General features: G+C 73.8%; 22 protein-coding genes. 13 read left to right on the top strand and 9 right to left on the bottom strand.

The annotated features are described in order from the left end of the window. Nucleotides 1-27: 27 nt before the first annotated feature. Complete coding sequence (locus tag ACH4ZX_RS35630) at nucleotides 28-375, bottom strand: hypothetical protein (RefSeq protein ID WP_398282259.1); 348 nt, start codon at nucleotides 373-375, stop codon at nucleotides 28-30. Nucleotides 376-538: 163 nt separating this feature from the next. Between ACH4ZX_RS35630 and ACH4ZX_RS35635 the strand changes: the two genes are divergently transcribed. After that, nucleotides 539-1,066 (top strand): GNAT family N-acetyltransferase, encoded by a 528-nt coding sequence (locus ACH4ZX_RS35635; RefSeq protein ID WP_398282262.1) that lies wholly within the window; start codon nucleotides 539-541, stop codon nucleotides 1,064-1,066. A 3-nt stretch (nucleotides 1,067-1,069) separates the two neighbouring features. Here the strand turns inward: ACH4ZX_RS35635 and ACH4ZX_RS35640 are convergent, their stop codons facing one another. Beyond that, nucleotides 1,070-1,972: a ketopantoate reductase family protein gene (locus ACH4ZX_RS35640; protein ID WP_398282356.1), complete on the bottom strand. Its 903-nt coding sequence runs from the start codon at nucleotides 1,970-1,972 to the stop codon at nucleotides 1,070-1,072. A 94-nt stretch (nucleotides 1,973-2,066) separates the two neighbouring features. Between ACH4ZX_RS35640 and ACH4ZX_RS35645 the strand changes: the two genes are divergently transcribed. Then, nucleotides 2,067-2,291, top strand: a complete 225-nt coding sequence (locus ACH4ZX_RS35645) for a DUF2277 domain-containing protein (protein ID WP_324789426.1) — start codon at nucleotides 2,067-2,069, stop codon at nucleotides 2,289-2,291. A gap of 20 nt (nucleotides 2,292-2,311) precedes the next feature. Here ACH4ZX_RS35645 and ACH4ZX_RS35650 read toward each other — a convergent pair whose 3' ends face one another. The 3 genes from ACH4ZX_RS35650 to ACH4ZX_RS35660 all read right to left on the bottom strand — a co-directional run bounded on the left by ACH4ZX_RS35650 (nucleotide 2,312) and on the right by ACH4ZX_RS35660 (nucleotide 5,665). Then, the gene (locus ACH4ZX_RS35650; protein ID WP_398282265.1) at nucleotides 2,312-2,923 is read right to left on the bottom strand and encodes a DedA family protein; all 612 of its coding nucleotides are present in this window, start codon (nucleotides 2,921-2,923) and stop codon (nucleotides 2,312-2,314) included. Between the two features lie 256 nt (nucleotides 2,924-3,179). After that, nucleotides 3,180-4,829: an alkaline phosphatase D family protein gene (locus ACH4ZX_RS35655; protein WP_398282268.1), complete on the bottom strand. Its 1,650-nt coding sequence runs from the start codon at nucleotides 4,827-4,829 to the stop codon at nucleotides 3,180-3,182. Nucleotides 4,830-5,020: 191 nt separating this feature from the next. Then, entirely contained in the window at nucleotides 5,021-5,665 is a 645-nt protein-coding gene (locus ACH4ZX_RS35660; protein ID WP_398282271.1) for an HNH endonuclease family protein, read from the bottom strand. A 383-nt stretch (nucleotides 5,666-6,048) separates the two neighbouring features. On the opposite strand from ACH4ZX_RS35660, the gene ACH4ZX_RS35665 reads away from it, so the two are divergent. Then, entirely contained in the window at nucleotides 6,049-6,630 is a 582-nt protein-coding gene (locus ACH4ZX_RS35665; protein ID WP_398282274.1) for a TMEM165/GDT1 family protein, read from the top strand. Nucleotides 6,631-6,828: 198 nt separating this feature from the next. Beyond that, nucleotides 6,829-7,494 (top strand): HAD family hydrolase, encoded by a 666-nt coding sequence (locus ACH4ZX_RS35670; protein WP_398282277.1) that lies wholly within the window; start codon nucleotides 6,829-6,831, stop codon nucleotides 7,492-7,494. Nucleotides 7,495-7,904: 410 nt separating this feature from the next. On the opposite strand, the gene ACH4ZX_RS35675 is transcribed toward ACH4ZX_RS35670, so the two are convergent. Beyond that, on the bottom strand, nucleotides 7,905-8,768 hold the full coding sequence (locus tag ACH4ZX_RS35675; protein WP_398282280.1) for a peptidoglycan-binding protein: 864 nt from the start codon (nucleotides 8,766-8,768) through the stop codon (nucleotides 7,905-7,907). 119 nt (nucleotides 8,769-8,887) lie between these two features. On the opposite strand from ACH4ZX_RS35675, the gene ACH4ZX_RS35680 reads away from it, so the two are divergent. Then, nucleotides 8,888-10,915, top strand: coding sequence for a DHA2 family efflux MFS transporter permease subunit (locus ACH4ZX_RS35680; protein ID WP_398282283.1), 2,028 nt, complete (start codon nucleotides 8,888-8,890; stop codon nucleotides 10,913-10,915). Here the strand turns inward: ACH4ZX_RS35680 and ACH4ZX_RS35685 are convergent. Further along, on the bottom strand, nucleotides 10,839-11,402 hold the full coding sequence (locus ACH4ZX_RS35685) for a GNAT family N-acetyltransferase (protein ID WP_398282286.1): 564 nt from the start codon (nucleotides 11,400-11,402) through the stop codon (nucleotides 10,839-10,841). The two genes, ACH4ZX_RS35680 and ACH4ZX_RS35685, sit on opposite strands and share 77 nt — an antisense overlap. 161 nt (nucleotides 11,403-11,563) lie before the next feature. Between ACH4ZX_RS35685 and ACH4ZX_RS35690 the strand changes: the two genes are divergently transcribed. Together ACH4ZX_RS35690 and ACH4ZX_RS35695 are read left to right on the top strand one after the other, a co-directional pair. After that, nucleotides 11,564-12,232: a hypothetical protein gene (locus ACH4ZX_RS35690; protein WP_398282289.1), complete on the top strand. Its 669-nt coding sequence runs from the start codon at nucleotides 11,564-11,566 to the stop codon at nucleotides 12,230-12,232. A 131-nt stretch (nucleotides 12,233-12,363) separates the two neighbouring features. Further along, complete coding sequence (locus ACH4ZX_RS35695; protein ID WP_398282292.1) at nucleotides 12,364-12,789, top strand: hypothetical protein; 426 nt, start codon at nucleotides 12,364-12,366, stop codon at nucleotides 12,787-12,789. Here ACH4ZX_RS35695 and ACH4ZX_RS35700 read toward each other — a convergent pair. After that, nucleotides 12,778-13,194 (bottom strand): DUF1992 domain-containing protein, encoded by a 417-nt coding sequence (locus ACH4ZX_RS35700; protein WP_398282295.1) that lies wholly within the window; start codon nucleotides 13,192-13,194, stop codon nucleotides 12,778-12,780. The genes ACH4ZX_RS35695 and ACH4ZX_RS35700 overlap by 12 nt on opposite strands. Nucleotides 13,195-13,310: 116 nt before the next feature. Here ACH4ZX_RS35700 and ACH4ZX_RS35705 point away from each other — a divergent pair, with 116 nt between their 5' ends. Continuing rightward, nucleotides 13,311-13,703 carry a hypothetical protein gene (locus tag ACH4ZX_RS35705; protein ID WP_324789437.1) on the top strand — a complete coding sequence of 131 codons (393 nt, stop codon included), beginning with the start codon at nucleotides 13,311-13,313 and terminating at the stop codon, nucleotides 13,701-13,703. Nucleotides 13,704-13,790: 87 nt separating this feature from the next. Here ACH4ZX_RS35705 and ACH4ZX_RS35710 read toward each other — a convergent pair whose 3' ends face one another. Beyond that, entirely contained in the window at nucleotides 13,791-14,486 is a 696-nt protein-coding gene (locus ACH4ZX_RS35710; RefSeq protein WP_398282298.1) for a GntR family transcriptional regulator, read from the bottom strand. 124 nt (nucleotides 14,487-14,610) lie between these two features. Between ACH4ZX_RS35710 and ACH4ZX_RS35715 the strand changes: the two genes are divergently transcribed. The 5 genes from ACH4ZX_RS35715 (at nucleotide 14,611) to ACH4ZX_RS35735 (ending at nucleotide 22,016) form a co-directional block, all read left to right on the top strand. Continuing rightward, nucleotides 14,611-16,269: an L-lactate permease gene (locus ACH4ZX_RS35715; protein WP_398282301.1), complete on the top strand. Its 1,659-nt coding sequence runs from the start codon at nucleotides 14,611-14,613 to the stop codon at nucleotides 16,267-16,269. After that, nucleotides 16,269-17,651 (top strand): FAD-binding oxidoreductase, encoded by a 1,383-nt coding sequence (locus ACH4ZX_RS35720; RefSeq protein WP_398282304.1) that lies wholly within the window; start codon nucleotides 16,269-16,271, stop codon nucleotides 17,649-17,651. Before ACH4ZX_RS35715 ends, ACH4ZX_RS35720 begins: the two co-directional genes overlap by 1 nt. 149 nt (nucleotides 17,652-17,800) lie before the next feature. Next, nucleotides 17,801-19,009, top strand: a complete 1,209-nt coding sequence (locus ACH4ZX_RS35725; protein WP_398282308.1) for a (Fe-S)-binding protein — start codon at nucleotides 17,801-17,803, stop codon at nucleotides 19,007-19,009. A gap of 6 nt (nucleotides 19,010-19,015) precedes the next feature. Beyond that, nucleotides 19,016-19,660, top strand: a complete 645-nt coding sequence (locus tag ACH4ZX_RS35730; RefSeq protein WP_398282311.1) for a hypothetical protein — start codon at nucleotides 19,016-19,018, stop codon at nucleotides 19,658-19,660. A 310-nt stretch (nucleotides 19,661-19,970) separates the two neighbouring features. Continuing rightward, nucleotides 19,971-22,016 (top strand): bifunctional glycosyltransferase 87/phosphatase PAP2 family protein, encoded by a 2,046-nt coding sequence (locus ACH4ZX_RS35735; RefSeq protein WP_398282314.1) that lies wholly within the window; start codon nucleotides 19,971-19,973, stop codon nucleotides 22,014-22,016. Nucleotides 22,017-22,110: the final 94 nt, after the last annotated feature.

A 22,110-nucleotide genomic window follows, 5' to 3' on the forward strand; every position in this document is an offset into this window, starting at 1 on the left:
TGCGGCCGGGGTCTTCGTGTGTGTGGCTCAGGCCTCTTTCTGGTCGCCGTGCTCCTCGTGTGCGTGCTTGAGCCTTGTGCGGGTCTCCACGCGCTCCGCGGCCGCTACGTCCGCCCAGAAGCGGTGGGTGGTGACGAAGACGGCGAGTTCGTGTTCGCGCTGCCGGAGCTTCTCGACCTCGGCCTGTTCGTCGGCCGACCAGCCGGGGGAGGCGGGGCGCTCCACCTTGCGCCAGCCGCCGCCGTCGCTGAAACCGTCCAGGGGCTCGACCGACCAGGGCAGCCGCTTGAGCAGGGCCGACAGCTCGGCCCTGACCTGGTGCAGCTCCTCCTGACCGGCGAGAAGGTCACTCGGAAAGTCATAGGTCGTAGCCACGGCGCAATGCTACGCCTGTTCGAATTTGGGAGGCGAGTTCCTGGCGGGGCTTCACACGAACGGGTGGGGCGCGGGTCGGGATGCCGGGCGGGGGTCGGGGGCAGGAGCGGGGGCTGTGTCAGAGGCGGGGGCGGTGTCAGAGGTGGGGGCTAGGGTCGGCGGCATGGAGAGCGTGGGCGGGGAGAGCAGGGACGGGGTGCGGGTGCGGTTGGAGGGGTGGGGGGAGGGGGACCTCTGGTTGCTGCGGCGGCTCAACAGCCCTGAGATGACGGAGCACTTGGGCGGGCCGGAGAGTGAGGAGAAGCTGCTCGACCGGCATCGCCGGTATCTGGGGCTCGACTCGGGGCGCATGTACCGGGTCACGCTGGCGGACAGCGGGGAGACCGTCGGCTCGATCGGGTTCTGGGAACGCGCGTGGCGGGGCGGCGCCGTGTGGGAGACCGGGTGGGGGGTGCTGCCCGAGTTCCAGGGGCGGAGGCTGGCCGCGCGGGCGGCCCGGGCCGTCGTTCAGGAGGCCCGGGCCGCCGGCGGGCCCCGGTGGCTGCACGCTTTCCCGAGCGTGGAGCACGCCGCGTCGAACGCCGTGTGCCGCCGGGCCGGGTTCACCCTCCTCGGCCCGGTCGACTTCGAGTACCCGAAGGGGCGCTGGATCACGTCCAACGACTGGCGGATCGACCTGTCGGCCGGGTGACCGTCAGTTCCCGGCCCCGGCCAGCTCCCGCACCAGCCGGGACGTCACCGGCACGCGCACCCCGTGCCGCTCGGCCGCCCGCAGCAACGCGCCGCCGACGGCGTCCAGTTCGAGCGCGCGTCCCGCTTCGGCGTCGCGCTGCATGGACGACCTGGTCTGCGGCGGGAAGGCGTCGTAGCGGGCCAGGGCCTGCGCCGGGTCGGCCGGTCCGCCGCACGCGCGGCTGACCGCCGCGGTCTCCTCCACCAGCGCCGTCAGCTCCTCGCGATGCCGGGTGCGCACCTCGCCCAGCGGGAGCCGGTAGCGGGTGGTGAGCAGCGCGAACGGCGCCAGGAACGACATCTTCGCCCACAGCGCCGCCGTCTCGTCGTCCAGCACCCGGGTCACCGGCCCGGCGTCGCCCAGGACGCGGGCCTGCGCGTCGAGGCGTGCCCGGTCCACGGTGTCGCCGGTCAGGTCGATCTCGGCGAACGGGCTGCCGTGTTCGATGACGCCCGGCGCGACGCGGGTGGACTCCACGCGGATGACGGCCGGGGCGACGAGTCCGGGGCGGTAGCGGGCGCGCAGCGCCGCGGGGTGCTCCACGCCGTTGAGGAACGGTACGAGCAGTCCGTCGCCCAGTGCTCCGGGCGGCACCCGGTCGAGGGCGGCGTCCAGGGCGGTGTGCTTGACGGCGACCAGGCACGCGTCGACCGGCGTGCGCAGGACGGTGTCGGCCTCGACGCGGGCGGTGAAGTCGCCGTACAGGCCGCTGCGGACGTGGATGCCGGAGGTGCGCAGCGTGTCGGCGGTGTCCTCGCCGGCCAGGCAGATCACCCGGTGCCCGGCGCGCGCCAGGAGTCCGGCGAGCAGGCCGCCGATGCCGCCCGGGCCGAGGACGGCCACGGTGAGTTCGTCGTTCGCCATGATGTGCGGGTTCCCTTCGTCGGTCGGCCCCGTAGCGGTGGCCGCCTCGGCAGGGATCATCGCAGGCTTCGCGGGCGTGCGGGAGACTGGTGCCATGTGCCGGAGCATCAAGACCCTGCGCCCGCCCGCGTTGCCCGAGGAGGCGACGGAGGAGGAGATCCGGGCCGCCGCCCTGCAGTACGTACGGAAGGTGTCCGGGTTCCGGGCGCCCGCCGCGCACAACCGGGAGGTCTTCGACCGGGCCGTCGACGCGGTCGCCGCGGCCACGGCGGAACTGCTCGCCGGGCTGGAGGTGCGGGGGCAGCGCGTGAGCGGCTAGCTGTGCTGTCCCGGGACCTGTCAGGAGACCTTCACCGGCCGGCGCACCACGTACCCCGCGCCCGCGCCCGCGGCGCACAGCGCCGTCACGGACACCCCGGTGGCCAGCCATGTCGCGCCCAGCCACTGGCCGCCGAAGTAGCCGAGGGCGACGCTGTAGGCGGCCCAGGCCAGGCCCGCCAGGGCGGACCAGGGCAGGAAGTCGCGGGCGCGGCGGTGGGCGGCGCCCGCGCCGAGGGAGACGACCGAGCGGCCGGCCGGGGCGAACCGGGCGAGGACGACCAGGGCGCCGCCGCCGCGGGCGAGCGCCGCGCCGAGGCGCTCCTGCGCGGCGGTCAGCCGGCGGGAGCGGGCGATGGTGTTCGCCAGGCGCTCGCCGCCGCTCCAGGCCAGCCGGTACGCCACCAGGTCGCCCAGGACGGAGGCGAGGGCCGCGCACAGGGTCAGCGCCAGGATGTCGGGCACGTCGTGCGGCACCCGGCCGGTCGCCGAGCCCGCCGCCGCGGCCGTGGCGGCGGCTATCACCAGCACGCCGCTCGGCAGCACCGGCAGGAACACGTCCAGCAGGACCGACAGCGCCACCATGGCGTAGATCCAAGGGCTGCCGGTCAGCGACCCCATACTCTCCAGCACCGCAACTCCCCGTGAACTCCCCCGTGGGCCAGACCGTGCCGCGATGTCGCGGGGGAGCGGCAGGGGCGGCCGAACAACAGCCATACAGCGTACGCGGCGGGTGTGACAGGAGGTTCACGGGGGCTGCGTGGGTTCGGCACGGCATGTTCACTTTGCCGCGCCGTGCGGGCTGTCGTGCGGGTTGTCTTGCGGGGCTGTCGTGCGGCGTTGTCTTGCGGGGCTGTGGCGCGGTGCGGGGGTGTGGGGTTGTCGTCCGTCAGGTGGTCAGGGCCGAGTCTCGGACGGTTCTCAGTGATCCGTCCGGCTGTGCCTGCTCCAGCCGCAGGCGGGCCGAACGTCCTTGCAGCGTCAGGGTCATCAGCTGGTTGCCGAACCAGGGGCCGCCCGTCTTGCGCCACTTCACCGGAGGCCGCTCGCCGCCCGCGTGCCGGGCGAAGCCGCGGCCGAGGACGCGGGCCGGCGCGCTCCAGCCGAAGCGGAAGCCGAGCCGCATCGACAGCGGGACGGTGTTGTGGACGGGCGAGCAGGTCAGCTGGAGCACCCGGGCGGCCGGGGAGCCGGCCGGCCACGTCGGCTCCGCCACGTACGCATGGTGGACGTCCCCCGACAGCACCAGCACCGTCGCGGGCGCCCCGGAGCCGCTGCCGGTCTCGGCGATCAGTCCGCACAGCGCGTCGAAGGAGGCGGGGAAGGCCGCCCAGTGTTCGAGGTCGGCCGCCTGCCGCAGCCGCTCCCCGATCCGCGCCCAGCGCGCGCCGCGGTCCCCCCTGCACAGGGCCGAGCTCCACGCCTCGGCGTCGTGCACCAGGTGCGGCAGCAGCCAGGGCAGGGAGGTGCCGAGCAGCAGGTGATCGTAGGGATCCTGCCCGTCCTCACGCCCGTCGAGGACCTGTTCGCGCAGCCATCGCGCCTCGCCGGGGTGCAGCATCGCGCGGTCGTCCTCGTCGAGAACCCGGGCCGCCCGCGAGTCCACCATCAGCACGCGTACGCGGCCGAAGTCGCGCCGGTAGCTCCAGCGCGCCGAGGCGGGGTCGGCGTCGGCGCGGCAGGCGAAGGCGCGCAGCGCGTCGGTGCCGTCCGGGGCGGCGCGGACGGCCGCGTACAGCGGGTCGGCGGCGAGTTCGGCGGGCGGGAGGTTGCCGAGGTGCTGGTGCACCCAGTACGACATCAGGCCGCTCAGCAGCCGCTCCCGCCACCACGGTGTGGCGCGCATGCCGGCGAGCCAGGCGGCGGAGGTGTTCCAGTCGTCGATGACGTCGTGGTCGTCGAAGATCATGCAGCTGGGCACGGTGGACAGCAGCCAGCGCACCTCGGGGTCGAGCCACGATTCGTGGTAAAGGCGGGTGTACTCCTCGTAGTCCGCGACCTGGCTGCCGGGAGGCTCGCGCAGGTCTCGCCGGGCGGCCAGCCAGCGCCGGGTCGCGTCCGAGGTCTCGTCCGCGTAGACCTGGTCGCCCAGCAGGAGCAGTACGTCGGGGCGCTCGCCGTCCGGGGCGGCGGCGATGCGGGCCGCCAGCGAGTCGAGGGCGTCGGGGCCGACCGGGTCCTGGCGGGCGGCGGCGGGCGGGGCGGCCCAGCGGCAGGAGCCGAAGGCGACGCGGAGGGCGTCGCCGGGGCGGGGGGTGCGGATGACCGAGGGCGGGAAGCCGGAGAAGGGCGCGTCGGGCAGCGGCCACACGCGCGTGCCGTCCAGGAACACCTCGTACGGTGTCGTCGTGCCCTCGGTGAGGCCGGTGACCGGGACGAGGGCGTAGTGGTGGCCGGCGATCTGGAAGGTGCGGGACGCGCCGTGGGCGCCGTCCGCGCAGCGCACCTCGGCGGTGCACGGACGGCTCGTCTCGACCCAGACGGTCGCGGACGAGCCGTCGGCGTACCTCAGCAGCGGTCCCAGGCGCAGTCCGGACACGTGATCGCCCTCCTCCGTCGCCCCGTACGGGTCGCCTCGTACGGGTCGCCTCGTACGGGTCGCCTCGTACAGGTCGCCTCGTACGGGTCGCCCCGTACGGTACGGGGCGACGGAGGGGAACGGGGAGGTATCGGCGGTCACGGGTCGGTCCGGTGTGGCGTCGGTCCGGGGCCGGGCCGGTCCGGCGTCGGTCAGCAGGCGGCGAGGTAGTTCGTGAGCGCCGTCTTCTCCGCCGAGTCGACCGAGAGGTCGTAGTAGTACTTGACCTGGACCCAGGCGCGTACGTACGTGCAGACGTAGGCCGACCGGGACGGGACCCAGGTGGCCGGGTCCTGGTCGCCCTTGGCCTGGTTCACGTTGTCGGTCACGGCGATGAGCTGCGGGCGGGTGAGATCGTTGGCGAAGGCCTGGCGCTGGGAGGTGGTCCAGGCGCCGGCCCCCGAGTCCCAGGCCTCGGCGAGCGGGACCAGGTGGTCGATGTCGAGGTCGGAGGCGGCCGTCCAGGTGGCGCCGTCGTAGGGGGAGTACCAGCTGCCGCTGGTGGCCGCGCAGGAGGAGTCGGTGACGACGTTCGAGCCGTCCCGCTTCAGCACGGTCTCGCGGGTGTTGCAGGTGCCGCTGATGGTGATCCAGTGCGGGAACAGGTCACGGCTGTAGCCGGTGCGGTTCTCGGTGGCCACCGTGAGGGAGGCCAGGTAGCTGCGGGCGGTGGACGCGCTGACCGGGGTGGGGAGGGCGGCGGAGGCGGTCGGGGAGTTGAACATCGCGGCGGAGGCTATGAGGCCGGTCAGCGCCGCGAGTATGCTGAGCCGTCGACGCGCGTAGAACTTCGGCATGCGAACTCCCTGGAGTCGTGGGGGCGTTGGGGTGCGAGCGAGGGAATGCTCGCGACGCCGTGTTGCGGGGAGGTGTGCGACGGGTAAGAAGATAGTGACGCGTACATGACATGACAAGGCGTGCGGGGGAATTCGGTCGCGGGGCGTCGCGTACCATGGGCCGTGCAGAAGGGGAGTAGCTCTTCGCCGGAACGTCGACATACTGCTCAGCTCGTCTGAGCCGGCGCCCGGAGGCGGGTCCCGTGGACCTCGCCAGCGAGACCTTCGGCCAGCAGTGCACGCCCGTGTCCTACGGCACGGGCGCCCAGTGTGCTGCCGCGCCGAGGTGTCCTCCCGGAAGGTCCAGCACTCTCGGCGGGGCGGCCCCGACCGATTGAGGAACCTTGATCAGCTTCACCGTGTTGGCGCTCACGTTCGGCGTCGTCTTCCTCGCCGAACTCCCCGACAAGACCGCCCTGGCCGGACTCGTGCTCGGGACCCGGTACCGCGCCTCCTACGTCTTCGCCGGCGTCGCCGCGGCCTTCGTGCTGCACGTCACCCTGGCCGTCGCGGCGGGCAGCGTGCTGACGCTGCTGCCGCAGCGGATCCTGCACGTGCTGACCGGCGTGCTGTTCCTGGGCGGCGCCGCGATGCTGCTCTTCAAGAAGGGGGACGACGACGAGGAGATCCGCAAGCCGGAGAACCAGTCCTTCTGGAAGGTCGCCGGGGCCGGATTCATGCTCATCCTCGTCGCCGAGTTCGGGGACCTCACGCAGATCATGACGGCCAACCTCGCGGCGCGGTACGACAATCCGCTGTCCGTGGGGCTGGGGGCCGTGCTGGCGCTGTGGTCGGTGGCCGGGATAGGCATCGTCGGCGGCCGGGCGCTGCTGCGGCGGGTGCCGTTCGTGCTGATCACGAAGGTCGCGGCGCTGCTGATGACGGGGCTCGGTGTGTGGAGCCTCTGGGAGGCGGTGCGCGGCTGAGGGTCCGGCCGTGGCTGAACGCCCGGTGAACTCTCGCTGTGGGTGGTGGCGGGATTCCGCTCTGTTTTGTATCGTGGAGGAACAAAGTGGCTCCCGCTCGTTTTCCCTGACCGGCGGGCGGGGCCGCCTTGTTCCCGCGGGCGCCGCGGTCGTGTCCGCCCGCCCCGTTCTGGAGCCCGCCCCGTCCTGGAGTTGCCGATGACGGCCACCACCGTGCCCACCGTCCTCACCGCCCGCGCCCTGCTGCTGGACATGGACGGCACGCTCGTCGACTCCGAGGCGGTCGTCGAGCGCTGCTGGCGGCGCTGGGCCGAGCGGCACGGGCTGGACGGGGACGAGGTCATGAAGGTGGTGCACGGGCGGCAGGGGTACGCCTCGATGGCGCTGCTGCTGCCCGGCCGGCCGATGGAGCACAACCTCGCGGACAACGCGCGGATGCTCGCGGAGGAGACGGCCGACCTGGACGGCGTCGTCGCCGTGCCCGGCGCGGCGGAGTTCCTGGCGTCGCTGCGGGGGGTGCCGCACGCGCTGGTCACCTCGGCGGACGGCGCTCTGTCGACGGCCCGCATGGCCGCTGCGGGGCTGCCGTTGCCGGACGTGCGGGTGACCGCGGAGAGCGTGGGGGCGAGCAAGCCCGATCCGGAGGGGTTCCTGAAGGGAGCCGCCGCGTTGGGGGTCCCGCCCGAGGAGTGTGTCGTCTTCGAGGACTCGGCGGCCGGTATCCAGGCCGGGCGGGCCGCGGGGATGCGGGTCGTGGGGGTGGGGGCGCGGGCCGGCTTCCACCGGCCCGATGTGGTGGTGCCGGATCTGACGCGGGTGCGGGTGGAGCGGGTCGGGGGCGGGATCCGGGTGGCGGTTCGGTAGCGGGGGTGCCTGCGGCGGCGTGGGTGCGGGGTGCCTGCGGCGGCCTGTCGCGGTTTGGTGGGGGTGCGCGGTGCGTGGTGCGCGGTGCGGTGCCTGCGGCGGCCTGTTGCGGTTCGGTGGGGGTGCGCGGTGCGTGGTGCGCGGTGCGGTGCCTGCGGCGGCCTGTCGCGGTTCGCTGGGGTGCGTGGTGTGGGGTGCGGGGTGCCTGCGGGGGCGCGGTGCCTGCGGCGGCCTGTCGCGGTTTGGTGGGGGCTTGTGTAGCGCGGGCGGTGCGTGTACGTCGGGGCCGGGACGGGGGTGTCCGTCCTCGGAACGGCGCGGAATCGGGGGTTCGAGAGGTACTGGGGTTGACGCGCCAACCGCTGCGGGCGAACACCCCCGTCCCGTCCCCTTCCCGCCGTACGCGGCTGTCAGCCGTCCGTGGTTTCCGCCTCCAGACTCGTGCGGGTCTCCGCGCCGTAGACGCCCAGCCCGTCCGCGGTGATGCCGCGGGTCCACTGGTAGACGCGTACGGCGTTCTCCACCCGGGCGTCGAAGTGGCCGTTCACGTCGCCGTCGTAGAGGTAGAGGCTGCGCAGGCGGAGCTGGAGTTCGGCCACTCCGGGGCCCTGGTCGCCGAGGCGCAGGACCTGGGTCGGCTGGGGGGTGGTGGTGGCCGACTGGACGGTGCCGGTCGCGGTGACCGAGGGGGTGACGGTCGGCGTGGGCGTGGCCGACGGGGTGGTGCTGGGGCTCGGTGAGGCGGTCGTCGTCGACGGGGACGCCGAGGGGGACGGGGGCTGGTAGGGGGGCGTGGGTGTCGGCGGGCGGGGGGTGGTCGACGGGGGCGGCTCGCTGGTCTCCGTGTCCGGCACGCTCGCGCGTACGCCGTCGGGGAGCGCGGTGTCGCGGGACGGGGTGTCGTACGAGAACAGGCCACTGGCCACCGTTGCCGTGGTGACGGCGGAGACCGCCGCGGCGGCGATCAGCAGTACGGTTCGGCGTCCGCGGTGCGGGCGGTTCTGCGGCTCGGGGGCCGGCTCGTCGTCGAGGGGGGCGGGGGCGTCCAGGGCCGGCGTGTAGGCCAGTGGCGGCAGGGGTGGCGGCGCCTCCGTGGGGGCGGTCAGGTCCACGTACGGGCGTATCCGCAGCGGGTCGAAGTCCTCCGCGGCTGCCGCCTCCGCCCGGCGGGCCTCCCGCAGCGCCTGGGACGCCCGTCGGCCGCACGGGCAGGACGGAGTGTTGTCGGCCGTCCTCGGCGCGCCGCATTCCGGACAGCCGTTCGGTTCCTTCACGTGTTCGTCCCTCCCCCTGCGGAGATTATGCAGATCTCCTTCACGGCTGGGGCTCGACAGGCCATATCCGGCCACCCGGACGACGATGGAAGCCGGCGTCTGATCCCCGGGAGGGCTCCATGGCCGTGAGCGCGCAGGGTGTCACGGACGTGCGGGACGCACCGCACGTGCCGGGGAACGTGCTGGCGTCGATCGGCGCCCTGCTCCTCGGGATGCTGCTCGCCGCACTGGACCAGACGATCGTGTCGACCGCGCTGCCGACGATCGTCAGCGACCTCGGCGGGCTGGAGCACCTGTCGTGGGTGGTGACCGCCTACCTGCTCGCCTCGACCGCCGCCACCCCGCTGTGGGGCAAGCTGGGCGACCAGTACGGGCGCAAGCGGCTGTTCCAGGCCGCGATCGTGATCTTCCTGGTGGGTTCCGCGCTGTGCGGCATGGCGCAGGGCATGGGACAGCTCATCGCCTTCCGGGCGCTCCAGGGTCTGGGCGGCGGCGGGCTGATGGTGCTGTCCATGGCGATCGTCGGCGACATCGTCCCGCCGCGCGACCGGGGGCGCTACCAGGGGCTGTTCGGGGCCGTGTTCGGGACGACCAGTGTGCTGGGGCCGCTGCTCGGCGGGCTGTTCACCGAGCAGCTGAGCTGGCGGTGGGTCTTCTACGTCAACCTGCCGGTCGGCGTGGTCGCGCTGGCCGTGATCGCGGGTGCGCTGCACATTCCGCGCAGGTTCGCCCGGCACACCATCGACTACCTCGGTACGTTCCTGATCGCGTCCGTGGCCACCTGTCTGGTGCTCGTCGCCTCGCTGGGCGGCACGACGTGGGCGTGGGGGTCGGCCGAGACCGTCGGGCTCGTGGTGCTGGGCGCCGCGCTCGGCGTGGCGTTCGTGCTCGTGGAGCGGCGGGCCGCCGAGCCCGTGCTGCCGCCGAAACTCTTCCGGATCCGTACGTTCACGCTGTCCGCCGTCATCAGCTTCATCGTCGGCTTCGCCATGTTCGGGGCGATGACCTACCTGCCGACCTTCCTTCAGGTCGTCCACGGCGTGACGCCGACCATGTCCGGTGTGCACATGCTGCCGATGGTGGTCGGCATGCTGCTGTCGTCGACCCTCTCCGGGCAGACCGTCAGCCGCACCGGGCGGTGGAAGGTGTTCCCCGTCGCCGGCACGGCGGTCACCGCGATCGGGCTGCTGCTGCTCCACCGGCTCGACGAGACCAGTTCCACGGCCGAGATGAGTTCCTGTTTCCTCGTGTTCGGGCTGGGGCTGGGGCTCGTCATGCAGGTGCTCGTGCTCATCGTGCAGAACGCCGTGTCGTACGAGAATCTCGGCGTCGCCACCTCCGGCGCGACCTTCTTCCGGTCCATCGGGGCCTCGTTCGGCGTCGCCGTCTTCGGGACCGTGTTCGCGGGCCGGCTGGAGGACCGGCTGACCGGCGCCTTCCGGGGCGTGGCGGGGGTCTCCGTCGACGCGCTCAAGTCCGACCCGCGGGGGATCGCCGCCCTGCCGGCCTCCCTGCGCCCGGCCGCCCTGCACGCCTTCGCGCAGTCCATCTCCGACGTCTTCCTCTACGCCGCCCCCGTCGCCCTCCTCGGTTTCGTGCTGGCCTGCTTCCTGAAGGAGGACACGCTGCGCGGGTCGGTCACCGCGCCCGACGTGACCGAGACGCTGGCCAGCAATCCGGTGGAGCGGTCGTCGTACGACGAGGTGTGCCGCGCGCTGTCCGTGCTCGGCACGCGGGAGGGGCGGCGCCAGATCTACCGGGAGATCACCGAGCGGTCCGGGTACGACCTGCTGCCCGCCGCGAGCCGGCTGCTGCTGCGGATCAAGAAGCACGGGACGGTCGAGCCGGGTCTGCTCGCCGAGCGCAGTTCCCTGCCGCTGGCGGTGGTGATCGCCGCCGTCCGGCAGGTGGAGGAGCGGCGGCTGGCCGAGCGGGAGGGCCTGGACCTGGTCCTGACCGAGCAAGGGCGGGAGGTCGCCGAGCGGCTGGCGCTGACCCGGGAGGAGTCCCTGGCCGCGTTGCTCGGCGACTGGTGGGGGCCGGGACGGCCGACCGATCTGACGCAGCTGGTCAGGGAGTTGACCGGGGAACTGTGCGGCTCGGACCGTGAGCAGCCGCAGAACGGGGCGCCCACGGGGTCCCGTTGAGCAGGTTCTTGGCGAACCAGTGGCCGGCGTACGGGTCGTCGTTGTGCGGCTCGGTCTCGGTGTAGCCGAGACGGGCGTACAGGGCGCGGGCCTCCACCAGGTCGCTTCGGGTGTCGAGGATCATGCGCGTGGCGCCCAGCTCACGGGCGGCCTCCTCCGCCGCGCGGACCAGCAGCGGGGCGCCGCCCCGGCCGCGCAGCTCCTCGCGCACGAAGACGCGGGTGAGTTCGGCCGTGGCGGGGTCCAGGATGCGCACGCCCGCCGAGCCGGCCGGTTCGCCGTCGTGCCGGGCAATCAGCAACTCGCCGGTCGGCGGGGCCAGTTCGGCGCCCGTGGCGGCGGCGATCTCGCGCTCGAGTTCGGCCGGGTCGGTCCGGCGCCCCTCGTGCAGCAGGTACCAGCGGTCGCTGACCTCGGTGTAGTACGCCCGCCACAGGGCGACGGCGGCGGGGGAGTCGGGGGGCTCCGGAGCGATGGTCCAGGTCATGCCGTTCATTCTGCGGAGGCGGGGGGCGGGGGGTGCAACCGGTTTCGGGGCGGGCGCGGCGGGGGTGCGGCGGGGTGCGCCGCACTCGCCGTTTGAGCGGTGCCTCGCGGGCAACCCGATGACAGAACCGGCCCGTTGGGCCGACACAACGGAAGGCATCCATGTCCACAGGCATGATCGTTGCTTTGATCGTGATCGTGGCGGCCGTGGTCGTTGTCGCGGCCGTCCTGACCCTGCGTTCCCGGGGCCCGCGCGGCGGCCGGGACCTGAAGCGGCGTTTCGGGCCCGAGTACGACCGCGTCGTGGCCCGGCACGACGGGGACGCCAAGGCCGCCGAACGCGAACTCACCGAGCGCGTGGAGCGGCACGGATCGCTGCGGGCACGGCCGCTGGAGACGGCGCGGCGCCAGCAGTTCGAGGCGCGCTGGGCGGCCGCGCAGGAGCGCTTCGTCGACTCGCCGCGTGAGGCGGTCGCCGAGGCCGACCGGCTGATCGCCGAACTCGCCGCGGAGCGCGGCTTCCCCGACGGCGGCCAGTACGAGGAGCAGCTCGCCGCCCTGTCCGTCCACCACGCCCACCACGTGCACGGCTACCGCCAAGTGCACCGAGCCGCCCACCTGCCCGGGAACGCCGGGGACGCGGGCGAGCGGGCCGGCACCGAGGAGATGCGCGCGGCCATGGTCGAGGCGCGCGCCCTGTTCGAGGAACTGATGACCGACTCCCGCCGCGACGGCGGCCTGCGTCGCGCCGAGAGCCACGAGGCGGGCAGGGCGCCTGCCGGCAAGGCCACGCCGTGGGCGTTCGGCCGGCGTCACCCGAAGGAGGGCTGAGACAGATGTCCGACGTGACACGCCCGGCGGGCGGCACACCGGCACCGGCGGAGCGGGGCGGTGCCCCTGCGGGCGGCTCAACGGGCGGCTCAGCGAGCAGCTCAACGGGCGGCTCAGCGGGCGGTTCTCGGGTGGCCGGCGGTCCGTTGGCGGGCGGCGACGGCGGTGCGGGGAGCGGTACGCACGCCGAAGGCGGTACGCACACCGGTACGGACGCGCGGATCGGTACCGGCGCGCACGGTCGTGGTGAGGAGGGGCGTGCCGGTTCGCGGCTGCTTTCCGCGGGCGAGTGCGACACGTTCTCGGGGCGGCTGCAGCACGCGGTGGCGGGGTTCGTCGACGCGCCGCACACCGCCGTCGAGGAGGCCGACCGGGTCCTGGAGGAGATCGCCGGGCGCTTCGCGGAGGCCGTGACGCGGCGCCGCCGTACGCTGCGCGCTTCCTGGCGGGGCGAGGACGGCCGGGCCGGGGAGTCGGCGGCCGCCGGCGACACCGAGCAACTGCGGCTGGCCCTGCGGGACTACCGCGCGCTGGCCGAACGCCTGCTACGCGGGTGACCCGTCCGCCCGGCCCTCCCGCCACCGGCGTACGACCTCTTCCACGTCGTACGGCTTCTTGCCCAGCGGGGGGCCGGGCGGCGGCTTGAACATCATGTCGCGGATCTTCACGTTGATCTCCGCGATGATCTTCCGGACGATCCGTTCCGAGGGCGCCGCGTACGCCGCTTCGAGCGCGTCCTCGGCCTCCTTGCGCAGGGCCAGGGTCGGCGGCAGGACCGACAGGCCCTCGCGCGCCATCTTCTGCCTGACCCACCACAGCTCGTCGTACGAGGTGTCCGCGCCGTCCGGCAGGGGTTCGCCGGCGCCGGACAGGGTGGCGAAGTCGCCGCGCGCCTGCGCGTCGCGGATCTGTTTGTCCACCCAGGACTCGAACGGCACGCCGGGCGGCTTTCGCTCGGTCATGAACTCATTGTGCCGGACGGGACACGGCCGGGCGATTTATCATTCCGCGGTGCGCCGACCAGGCAGGCGTACGAGGCGGTTGCAGGCCGTCGAGGGATCGTTCAGGAGGAGCGCACGTGCTCGAACTCACCATGGCCACCGTCTCGGGGGAGCAAGAGGGTGCCACGGCCGGCATGGTCATGGCCGACGCGCCGAGTGAGCCCGGCGCCGTGCTGCGGGTGGGGCGGGACAAGTCGGTGTGCCGTCTGGCGACCCCCGACGACTGGCTGTTCGTCTCCCGTGTGCACCTGGAGTTCCGGTGCGGCCCGGAGGGGACCTGGCAGGTGACCTGGCTGCGCGGCTCGCAGCCCGACCCGTCCTCGGAGGTCCGGCTGATCGTCGGGGAGTACGCGCAGACCATCGCCTACGGAGGTCATGTGGCGCTGCCCCCGGGCAGCAACGGCGAGGTCGTCATCCAGGACCGCACCGCCCCGCGCAGTGTCAACGTCGGCTTCTACCACGAGGGGTAGACGACCACGAGGATCGTCTTCGGCCGTCCGGTCCGTTCCCGTGAGGGGCGGGCGGGGCGGCCGATCGGTTTTTCCGCGGGCTCGTCGTCAGCCCGCCTCGTCGGCGAAGAGGCGCTGCAGTGAACGGCACGCTCCGTCGAGGTGGGCCTCCATGCGGCGGACGGCCTCCTCGGCGTCCCCGGCGCGCAGCGCCTCCAGCACCGCTCCGTGCTCGGCGACGATGCGTTCGCGTCCGAGGGTGTGCCGGGTCTGCACCATGCACAGGTGCATCTCGCCCTTGATGTCCCGGTAGAGGCGGCTGAGCCGGGGGCTGCCGACCGCGTCCACCAGTGACTGGTGGAAGCGCAGGTCGGACTCGACGAAGGTGCTGTGCGGCGCCTCCGGCCCCAGCCGGTCGAGATCGGTGATGGCCCGCTCGGCCGTGGTCACCGGCACGGCCCCGCGCGCCACCAGGGTCCGCACCACGTGCGTTTCGAGCGGAATGCGGACGAGGAACAGATCGTCCACGTCGGCGCGGGTGAGCTGGGGGACGTAGGCCGGTTTGTTGGCCTCCCGGTGCAGCAGGCCCTCGTGCACCAGGGCGGTCACCGCGCTGCGCGCGGTGGGCCGGGAGACGGCGTACTCGGTCGCGATCTCGGTCTCCGCGAGGGTCGTCCCCGGCGCCAGTCGACCGTCGAGGACGCGGTCGCGCAGGGACGCGGCGAGGGCTTCGACGATCGAGACGGTGGACAGCCGGATGGCGGCGTCCTGGGCCATGAACACCTCCGAATGGGACCCCGCCATTCTCTCACGCACCCTTGCGCGATCCATTGACAGACATGAGCGGTTGTCTGACAATCGACCGATCCCGCAGGTCGGGAGTGACGGGGGTCACAAGGAAGCCAACGGAATGAGGCAAAGGCGCGTCATGGCTGCTTACGAGCAAGTGTTCGATCCGGTCGGTGGGTCCCTGGGATGGAGCGCGCTGTTCGCCGCGCTTCCCCTCGTCACGCTCTTCGTCCTGCTGGGCGGGCTGCGCTGGAAGGCGTGGAAGGCGTCGCTGGTGTCCCTGGCGGTCGCGCTGGCCGTGGCGGTCTTCGCCTACGCGATGCCGGCCGGACAGGCGGCGCTGGCGGCGAGCGAGGGAGCCGCGTTCGGCCTCTTCCCGATCATCTTCATCGTGCTGAACGCGCTGTGGATCTACAAGATGACCGAGATCACCGGCTGGGACGCGGTGCTGCGCCGCGCGTTCGGCTCCCTGTCCGGCGACCAGCGCGTCCAGGCCGTGATCATCGCCTTCTGCTTCGGCGCCCTGCTCGAGGCCCTCGCCGGGTTCGGCACCCCGGTCGCCGTCTCCTCGGTGATGCTGATGGCCGTGGGCCTGAGACCCATGAAGGCCGCCTCCGTCTCCCTCGTCGCCAACACCGCCCCCGTCGCCTTCGGTGCCATCGCGGTCCCGATCACCACCCTCGGCAAGATCACCGGGATGGACGCCGCCGACCTCGGCGCCATGGTCGGACGCCAGACCCCGCTGCTGGCCCTGTTCGTGCCGCTGATCCTGGTGTTCATGGTGGACGGCCGCCGCGGTGTGCGGCAGACCTGGCCGGTCGCCCTCGTCGGCGGCCTCGCCTTCGCCGGCGCCCAGTTCGTGTGCGCCAACTTCGTCTCCTACGAGATCGCCGACATCGTCGCCGCCTTCGCCGGCGCCCTGGGCGTCGTGGGCATGCTGCGCGTCTGGCAGCCCCGGGAACTGCTGGCCGCGCAGGGCCAGATGCCGGTCATCGCCGGCGGCTCCACCGCCACCCCCGGGTCGGACGCGGTGCTGCGGCGCCGGCAGACCGGTGAGGGCTCCGCGCTGAAGGCCTTCGCCCCGTACCTGATCGTCGTGGCGCTGTTCGCCGTGGCCACCGCAGGACCGGTCAAGACCTGGCTGGAGGCGCACTCGGGCTGGAAGTTCGCCTGGCCGGGCCTGGACGTCGTCAACGCCAAGGGCGAGCCGCTGTCCTCCCTGACCTACAACCTCAACGTCTTCAACGCCGCCGGAACGATCCTGCTGCTGGCCGGCCTGCTCACCGCCGTGCTGTACGGCATCGGCGGCCGGCGGACCGCGGGCGCCTACACCGACACCGTCCGGCAGTTCCGCTGGACGATCGTCACCGTCATGTCGGTGCTCGCCCTCGCCTACGTGATGAACATGTCCGGCCAGACCGTCACCCTGGGGCTGTTCCTGGCGCAGGCCGGCGGCGCGTTCGCCCTGCTCTCGCCCCTGGTCGGCTGGCTCGGCGTCGCCGTCACCGGCTCCGACACCTCCTCCAACTCCCTCTTCGGCATGCTCCAGGTCACCGCCGCCGAGCAGACCGGCATCTCCTCCTACCTGCTCGGCGCCGCCAACACCACCGGCGGCGTGCTCGGCAAGATGATCTCCCCGCAGAACCTGGCCATCGCCGCGGCGGTCGTCGGTCTGGAGGGCCGCGAGGGCGAACTCTTCCGCAAGGTCGTCGGCTGGGGCCTCGGCATGCTGGTCGCCGTCTGCGCGCTGGTCTACCTGCAGTCCACCCCGGTCCTGGACTGGATGGTGGTGCGCTGATGCCCGCCGGCACCGATCTGGCCAGGGACCTGGCCGGCATCGTCGGACCGGACCACGTACGCACCGACGACGGCGCCCTCGCCGCCTACGCCCGCGACGCCACACCCCTGTTCCACGCCCGGCCCCAGGCCGTGGTGCTGCCCGGCAGCGCCGAGGAGGTCGCCGCCGTCCTGCGCCACGCCACCGCCCGTTCCATCCCCGTGGTGCCGCGGGGCGCCGGCTCCAACCTGTGCGCCGGCACCGTCCCGCTGACCGGCGGCATCGTCCTGGTGCTGACCCGGCTGAACCAGCTGCTGGAGATCAGCTCCGACGAACTGCTGGCCCGCGCGCAGACCGGCGTGTCCACCGCCACGCTGGCCGATGCCGCGGCCGCGAAGGGCCTGCTGTACGCGCCCGACCCGGGCAGCCGCACCGTCTCCACCATCGGCGGCAACGTCGCCACCTGCGCCGGGGGCCTGCGCGGACTGAAGTACGGCGTCACCCGCAACTACGTCCTCGGGCTCGAGGCCGTCCTGCCCACCGGCGAGATCATCCGCACCGGGGGCAGGCTGTGGAAGGACGTCGCCGGCTACGACCTGACCCGGCTGCTCACCGGCTCCGAGGGCACCCTCGCGGTGATCACCGAGGTCACCGTGGCGCTGCTGCCCGCCCCGGCCGAGACCGGCACCGGAGTGGCGTACTTCGACACCCTCGCCGACGCCTCCCGCGCGGTGGCCGCCGTCATCGCCTCCGGCATCGTCCCGGCGACCCTGGAGTTCCTCGACCGCAAGTGCATCGACGCGGTCGAGGAGTTCGCCGGCCTCGGGCTGCGCCGGGACGCCGGCGCGCTGCTGCTGTTCGGCGACGACGGCTCCGCGGCGAACGTCGCGGGCAACCTGGCCCGGATCGGCGACGTCTGCCAGGACAACGGGGCGCTGGAGGTCACGCTGGCCGAGGACGTGGCCCGCGCCGACGCCCTGCTCGCCGCCCGCCGCTGCTCCCTGCCGGCGCTGTCCCGCCTCGGCTCGCTGACGATCCTCGAGGACGCCACCGTGCCCCGGCACCGCATGGCCGAGATGGTCGACCGCATCGACGAGATCGCCGACCGGCACCAGGTGCGCATCGCCACCTTCGGCCACGCCGGGGACGGCAACCTGCACCCCACCTGCGTGCTCGATCCCGACGACGCCGAGGGCGCCGACCGCGCCCACAAGGCCTTCGCCGAGATCTTCGCCGCCGCGATCGGCATGGACGGCACCATCACCGGCGAACACGGCGTGGGCGCCGCCAAGCTGCCGTACCTGGCGGACCGGCTCGGGGACGACCAGGTCGCGCTGTTGCGCCGTATCAAGAAGGCCTTCGATCCCGCAGGCATCCTCAACCCCGGAAAGCTCGGATCATGACCGACCACGACACCGTGGACAGCAGCGGCACGTGCGGCCCGTGCGGGCCCTCCGGCGCCGGGTGCGCCTCGGGGGCCGGGTGCGCATCGGGGGCCTGCGGGCCGGCCCCCGCCGCCGCCTCGCCGGGCCCCGTGCCCGGGGCGGGCCCCGTGCCCGTAGCGGGCCGCGGGATCTTCGACAAGGAGTTGCTGGACCGCTGCATCTCCTGCGGGTTCTGTCTGCCCGCCTGCCCCACCTACGCCCTCACCGGCGAGGAGACCTCCTCCCCGCGCGGGCGCATCACGCTGATGCGGGCGCTGGAGGCCGGTGACCTCGCCGCCGACGACTCCACGCTGGCCGAGGAGTCCTCGTTCTGCCTGGGCTGCCGCGCCTGCGAGACGGTGTGCCCGGCGGGCGTGGAGTACGGCCAACTGCTGGAGCAGTGGCGGGACCACCAGTGGAGCGGCCGGAACCGGCCGTGGATCGCGCGGGCCCTGATGGCGCTGGTGTCCCGGCCGGGTCTGCTGCGGCTGCAGGGACTCGTACGCCGTCATGCCCGCGGCCGGGGCGGGAAGGCCGGGCCGGACGGCCCGGCGCCGGGCCGGCAGCCGGTGCGGCAGCCCGCCGAGCAGCCCGCCGAGCAGTCAGCCGAGTCGTCCGGGCCGCCGGTCTCGCTGATGCTGGGGTGCGTCGAGCGCGGGCTCTACCCCGAGGTCTCGCGTGCCGTCCGGCAGTTGTGCCCGGAGGTCGACGTGCCCGCCCGGCAGGGCTGCTGCGGCGCGCTGCACGCGCACAACGGCGACTCCGGGACCGGCGCACGGCTCGCCCGCGCGCTCGGCGAGGACCTGCCCGGCACCGTCCTGACCACGGCGGGCGGCTGCGCCGCGCACCTCGCGCACCACCTCGGCCGCGACCGGGTGCGCGAGCTGAGCCAGTACCTCGACGACCGTTCGTACCGGCCCGCCGGGCAGGTCACGGTCGACGGCCGCCGGGCGCGGGCCGCCCTGCAGGACTCCTGCCACCTGCGCAACGGCCTCGGTGTGACCCGCCCGCCCCGGGAGCTGATCGCCGAGGTCGCCGACTACGTCGAACTGCCGGGCGCCGGCACGTGCTGCGGCGCGGCCGGCACCTACGCGATGCTCCGGCCGGCCGACAGCCGCAAGGTGCTGGACCCGAAGGTGCGCGAGATCGAGGCGGCGGACGTGGACTACGTCGTGACGGTCAATCCCGGCTGTCTGCGGCAGGTGCGGCAGGGGCTGCGCCGGGCGCGCTCCCGCGCGAAGGCCGTGCACCTGGCCGAGTTCCTCGCCATGGCGGAACCGTCCGCCGCGGACCGCCTGGACTCCGCCCCGGGTGCGGCCGGCCCGGCGGGGGCGTGAGGTCCCGTGCCCACGGATCACGCCTGCCACGCCGCCGCCGACGCCGTAGCCCGCGGCCTGCGTCCGCTCCGGGACCGGCTGGCCGGCGCGCCGGGTCCCGGCGGCGGGCCCGGGCGGCATCCGGGCGGACGCGTGGACGGCGCGGCCGGGCTGCTGGCGTTCCTCGACGGTCTGCACGCCGAGCTGAGCGGTGCCCTGACCGGCTGGCACTCCACGCTCGGCGACCGGATCCTCGGCGCGCTCGGACTGTCCCCACGAGGGCCCGGGGGTCCCGAGGGGAGGGTGCCCGCCGCGCGGCCGTCCGGCTGGGAGGCCCTCGGCCTGGTGCGGCGCCGGGCGGAGGAGGTTCTCACCGCGCTGTCCGGCCGGTCGTACGGCGGCGCGGGCCTGTCCCGGCGGCTGGAACTGGTGGAGGACGCCTTCGCCGGTGCCCTGCGCCGGCTGGGTGTGCCGGCGCGGGAGTCGGCCGACCACGCCGCCGAACTGGCCGCCGCCACCGGCTCGCTGTTCGGCCTGCACCCGCCTCCCCGGCGCCGGGCCGCCCCGCCCGAGCCGCAGCCGCAGCCTGCCCCGGCCGCGCCGCGGACGCCGGGAACACCGTTCATGCCCTTCCCCCGGATGAGCGACTGGTCCCAGGGCGGCCTGCCCTGACGGACACCGCCCGCGGGCCCGCTCGCCCTGCTCGGCGCGGGCGGCGCGGGCGGCCCGGTCACGCAGGTGCACGGCGCGGGTGAATGGGTCCTGAGTCGGGTCGATTGCCGTTCCTGGCGGGTTTTGTGGGGACTCGGATGTGATCCACCTCGCGCCCGCCGGCAGCGGCACAACCCCCGGCCGACTATCGTCATCCCGATAAAAGGGGGGATCGACGCCAGGTGAAGCAGGGGTTGCCTGCGTCTCCCTCCGGGGGCGGTGCGAGCCATAGGGTGCGCAGAGGAACGACGGGGCGGGAGGCCGACCAGGCGTGGCGAACGTGGAGCACAGCGGGCGACCGGCGGAACCCTTCGGGGCGACGGCCGTCGGCGGGGCCGGAGGAGGCCTGCGCGCGACGCGGCTGGGCCTGTGGCTGATCGCGACGGTCCTCGCGGTACGGCAGGTGGCCGTGGTCCTCGGCACCCCCCGGGGCGAGCGGCTGACGGACCTGGAGACCTGGGTCGGCCCCGACGGCGTCCTGCACGTGAACGGGTCGCTGTACGACTCCACCCGTTTCACCGGCACACCCTTCGGCGGCCTCGTCATGAAGCCGCTCACCCGGGCGGCCGAACAGGCCCTCGGCTGGGGGTGGACCTTCGGCACGCTGCTGCTGGTCGTCGCGCTCGGCCTGGTCACCGCCCGCGCGCTGCCGCCGCCGGTGAGCAGACGCACCTCCCTGCTCGCCGCGCCCGTCGCGATCAGCCTGCTGATGCTGTCGCTGCCGGTGCGCAACACGCTCTGGCTGGGCCAGACCAGCATCATCCCGGTCCTGCTGGTGCTGCTGGGCTGCTTCGTCGTACGCGGCCGGTACACCGGCGGGCTGCTCATCGGCTTCGCCGCCGCGCTGCAGCCGACGGTCCTGCTCTTCGCGCCGCTGCTGTGGTTCACCGGCCGCCGCCGCGCCGCCCTGACCACCGGCGCCGCCTTCGCCGGCTGCACCGCGCTCGCCTGGGCGGCGATGCCGCACGACTCGTACACGTACTGGGTGCACCACATGGCGGGCACCGGTCTCGGCGGGGCGGCCGACGACCTCGCCAACCAGTCCCTGCACGGCGCCCTGCTCCGGCTCGGCCTCGCCGGGCCGCTGGAGATCGCCCTGTTCCTCGTGCTCGGCGCCGCCGTCGCCTTCCTCGGGCTGCGCCGCGCCGTGCGCTACGCCCGCGAGGGCCAGCTGCTGCTCGCCGTGGCGATCACCGGCTGCGCGGCCATCGCCGTGTCGCCGACCACCTGGCAGCACCAGCTGCTGTGGGTGCTGCTCGCCGTCGTCGGCCGCGTCGGCAAACGGGCCTCCGACCGGTACGTGTGGCCGGTCGCCGTCGTCCTGGTGATGACGCTGCCCGCCAGGATGATGCTGCCGAACATGGCGGCCCTGTACGTCCTGCGCGACAACGTCGTGCTGCTCGCCGCCCTCGCCGCGGCGACCGTCGTGCCGTTCCTGTCCCGCACCTCGCCGCACTACCGGTCGCCGATCCCCACCGAGTACGCCGATCCCGTCCCGGCCCGTTTCCGCCACGTGCCGCTCCTGCCGGCCCTGCGCCGGGTGCTGACCCGCCCGAACCTGCTCCTCGAACTGCTCCTCATCCGTGTCACCTACGCCGCCTACCAGCAGGTCCGCCTCGCGGCCACCGGCGGCACCATCTCGGGCGGCCGGGCGCGGGCCGAGGCGCACGGGCACCAGATCCTCGGCCTCGAGCGTGCCCTGCACATCGACATCGAGCACTGGGCCAACCACGCGGTCGTCAAGGTCGGCTGGCTGCGCGACTTCTTCGACTTCTACTACGAGTCGTTCCACTTCGTCGTCCCGCTGAGCGTCCTCGCCGTGCTGTACTGGCGCCGCCCCGTCGACTACCGCTGGGCCCGGGCCTCCCTCGGCTTCGCCACGCTGCTCGCGCTGGTCGGCTTCTGGCTCTACCCGCTGGCGCCGCCGCGCCTGCTGCCCGGCCTCGGCATCATCGACACCGTGCACGGCGTGCAGGACTTCTCCAGGCCCGACTACGGCACGCTGACCGCCCTCACCAACCAGTACGCGGCGATGCCGTCGCTGCACTTCGGCTGGTCGCTGTGGTGCGGACTGGCCATCGCGGTCATCGCTCCCCGGTGGTGGATGAAGGCCCTCGGCCTGCTGCACCCGCTGTTCACCGTCTCGGCGATCGTGGCGACCGGCAACCACTGGGTGCTGGACGCGGTCGGCGGCGCGGTGGTCGTCGGCGCGGGCTTCGGGCTGGCGTACCTGCTGCAGGGTCCGCGGGCCGCCCGGGCCGCGGCCCCGGCGGCCGACGCGGAACGTGTGCCGCGCAAGGAACCCGCACCCAGCTGACGGCGCTGTCGCCTCCGGCCCGGCGACGGGGGCGGATCGGACGGCGGTGGCGGACCGTACGGCGGTGGACCGTGCGGCTGAGGCCCCCCGGGGG

The organism is Streptomyces sp. NPDC020490 (genome assembly GCF_044335305.1).
Lineage (GTDB): Bacteria > Actinomycetota > Actinomycetes > Streptomycetales > Streptomycetaceae > Streptomyces.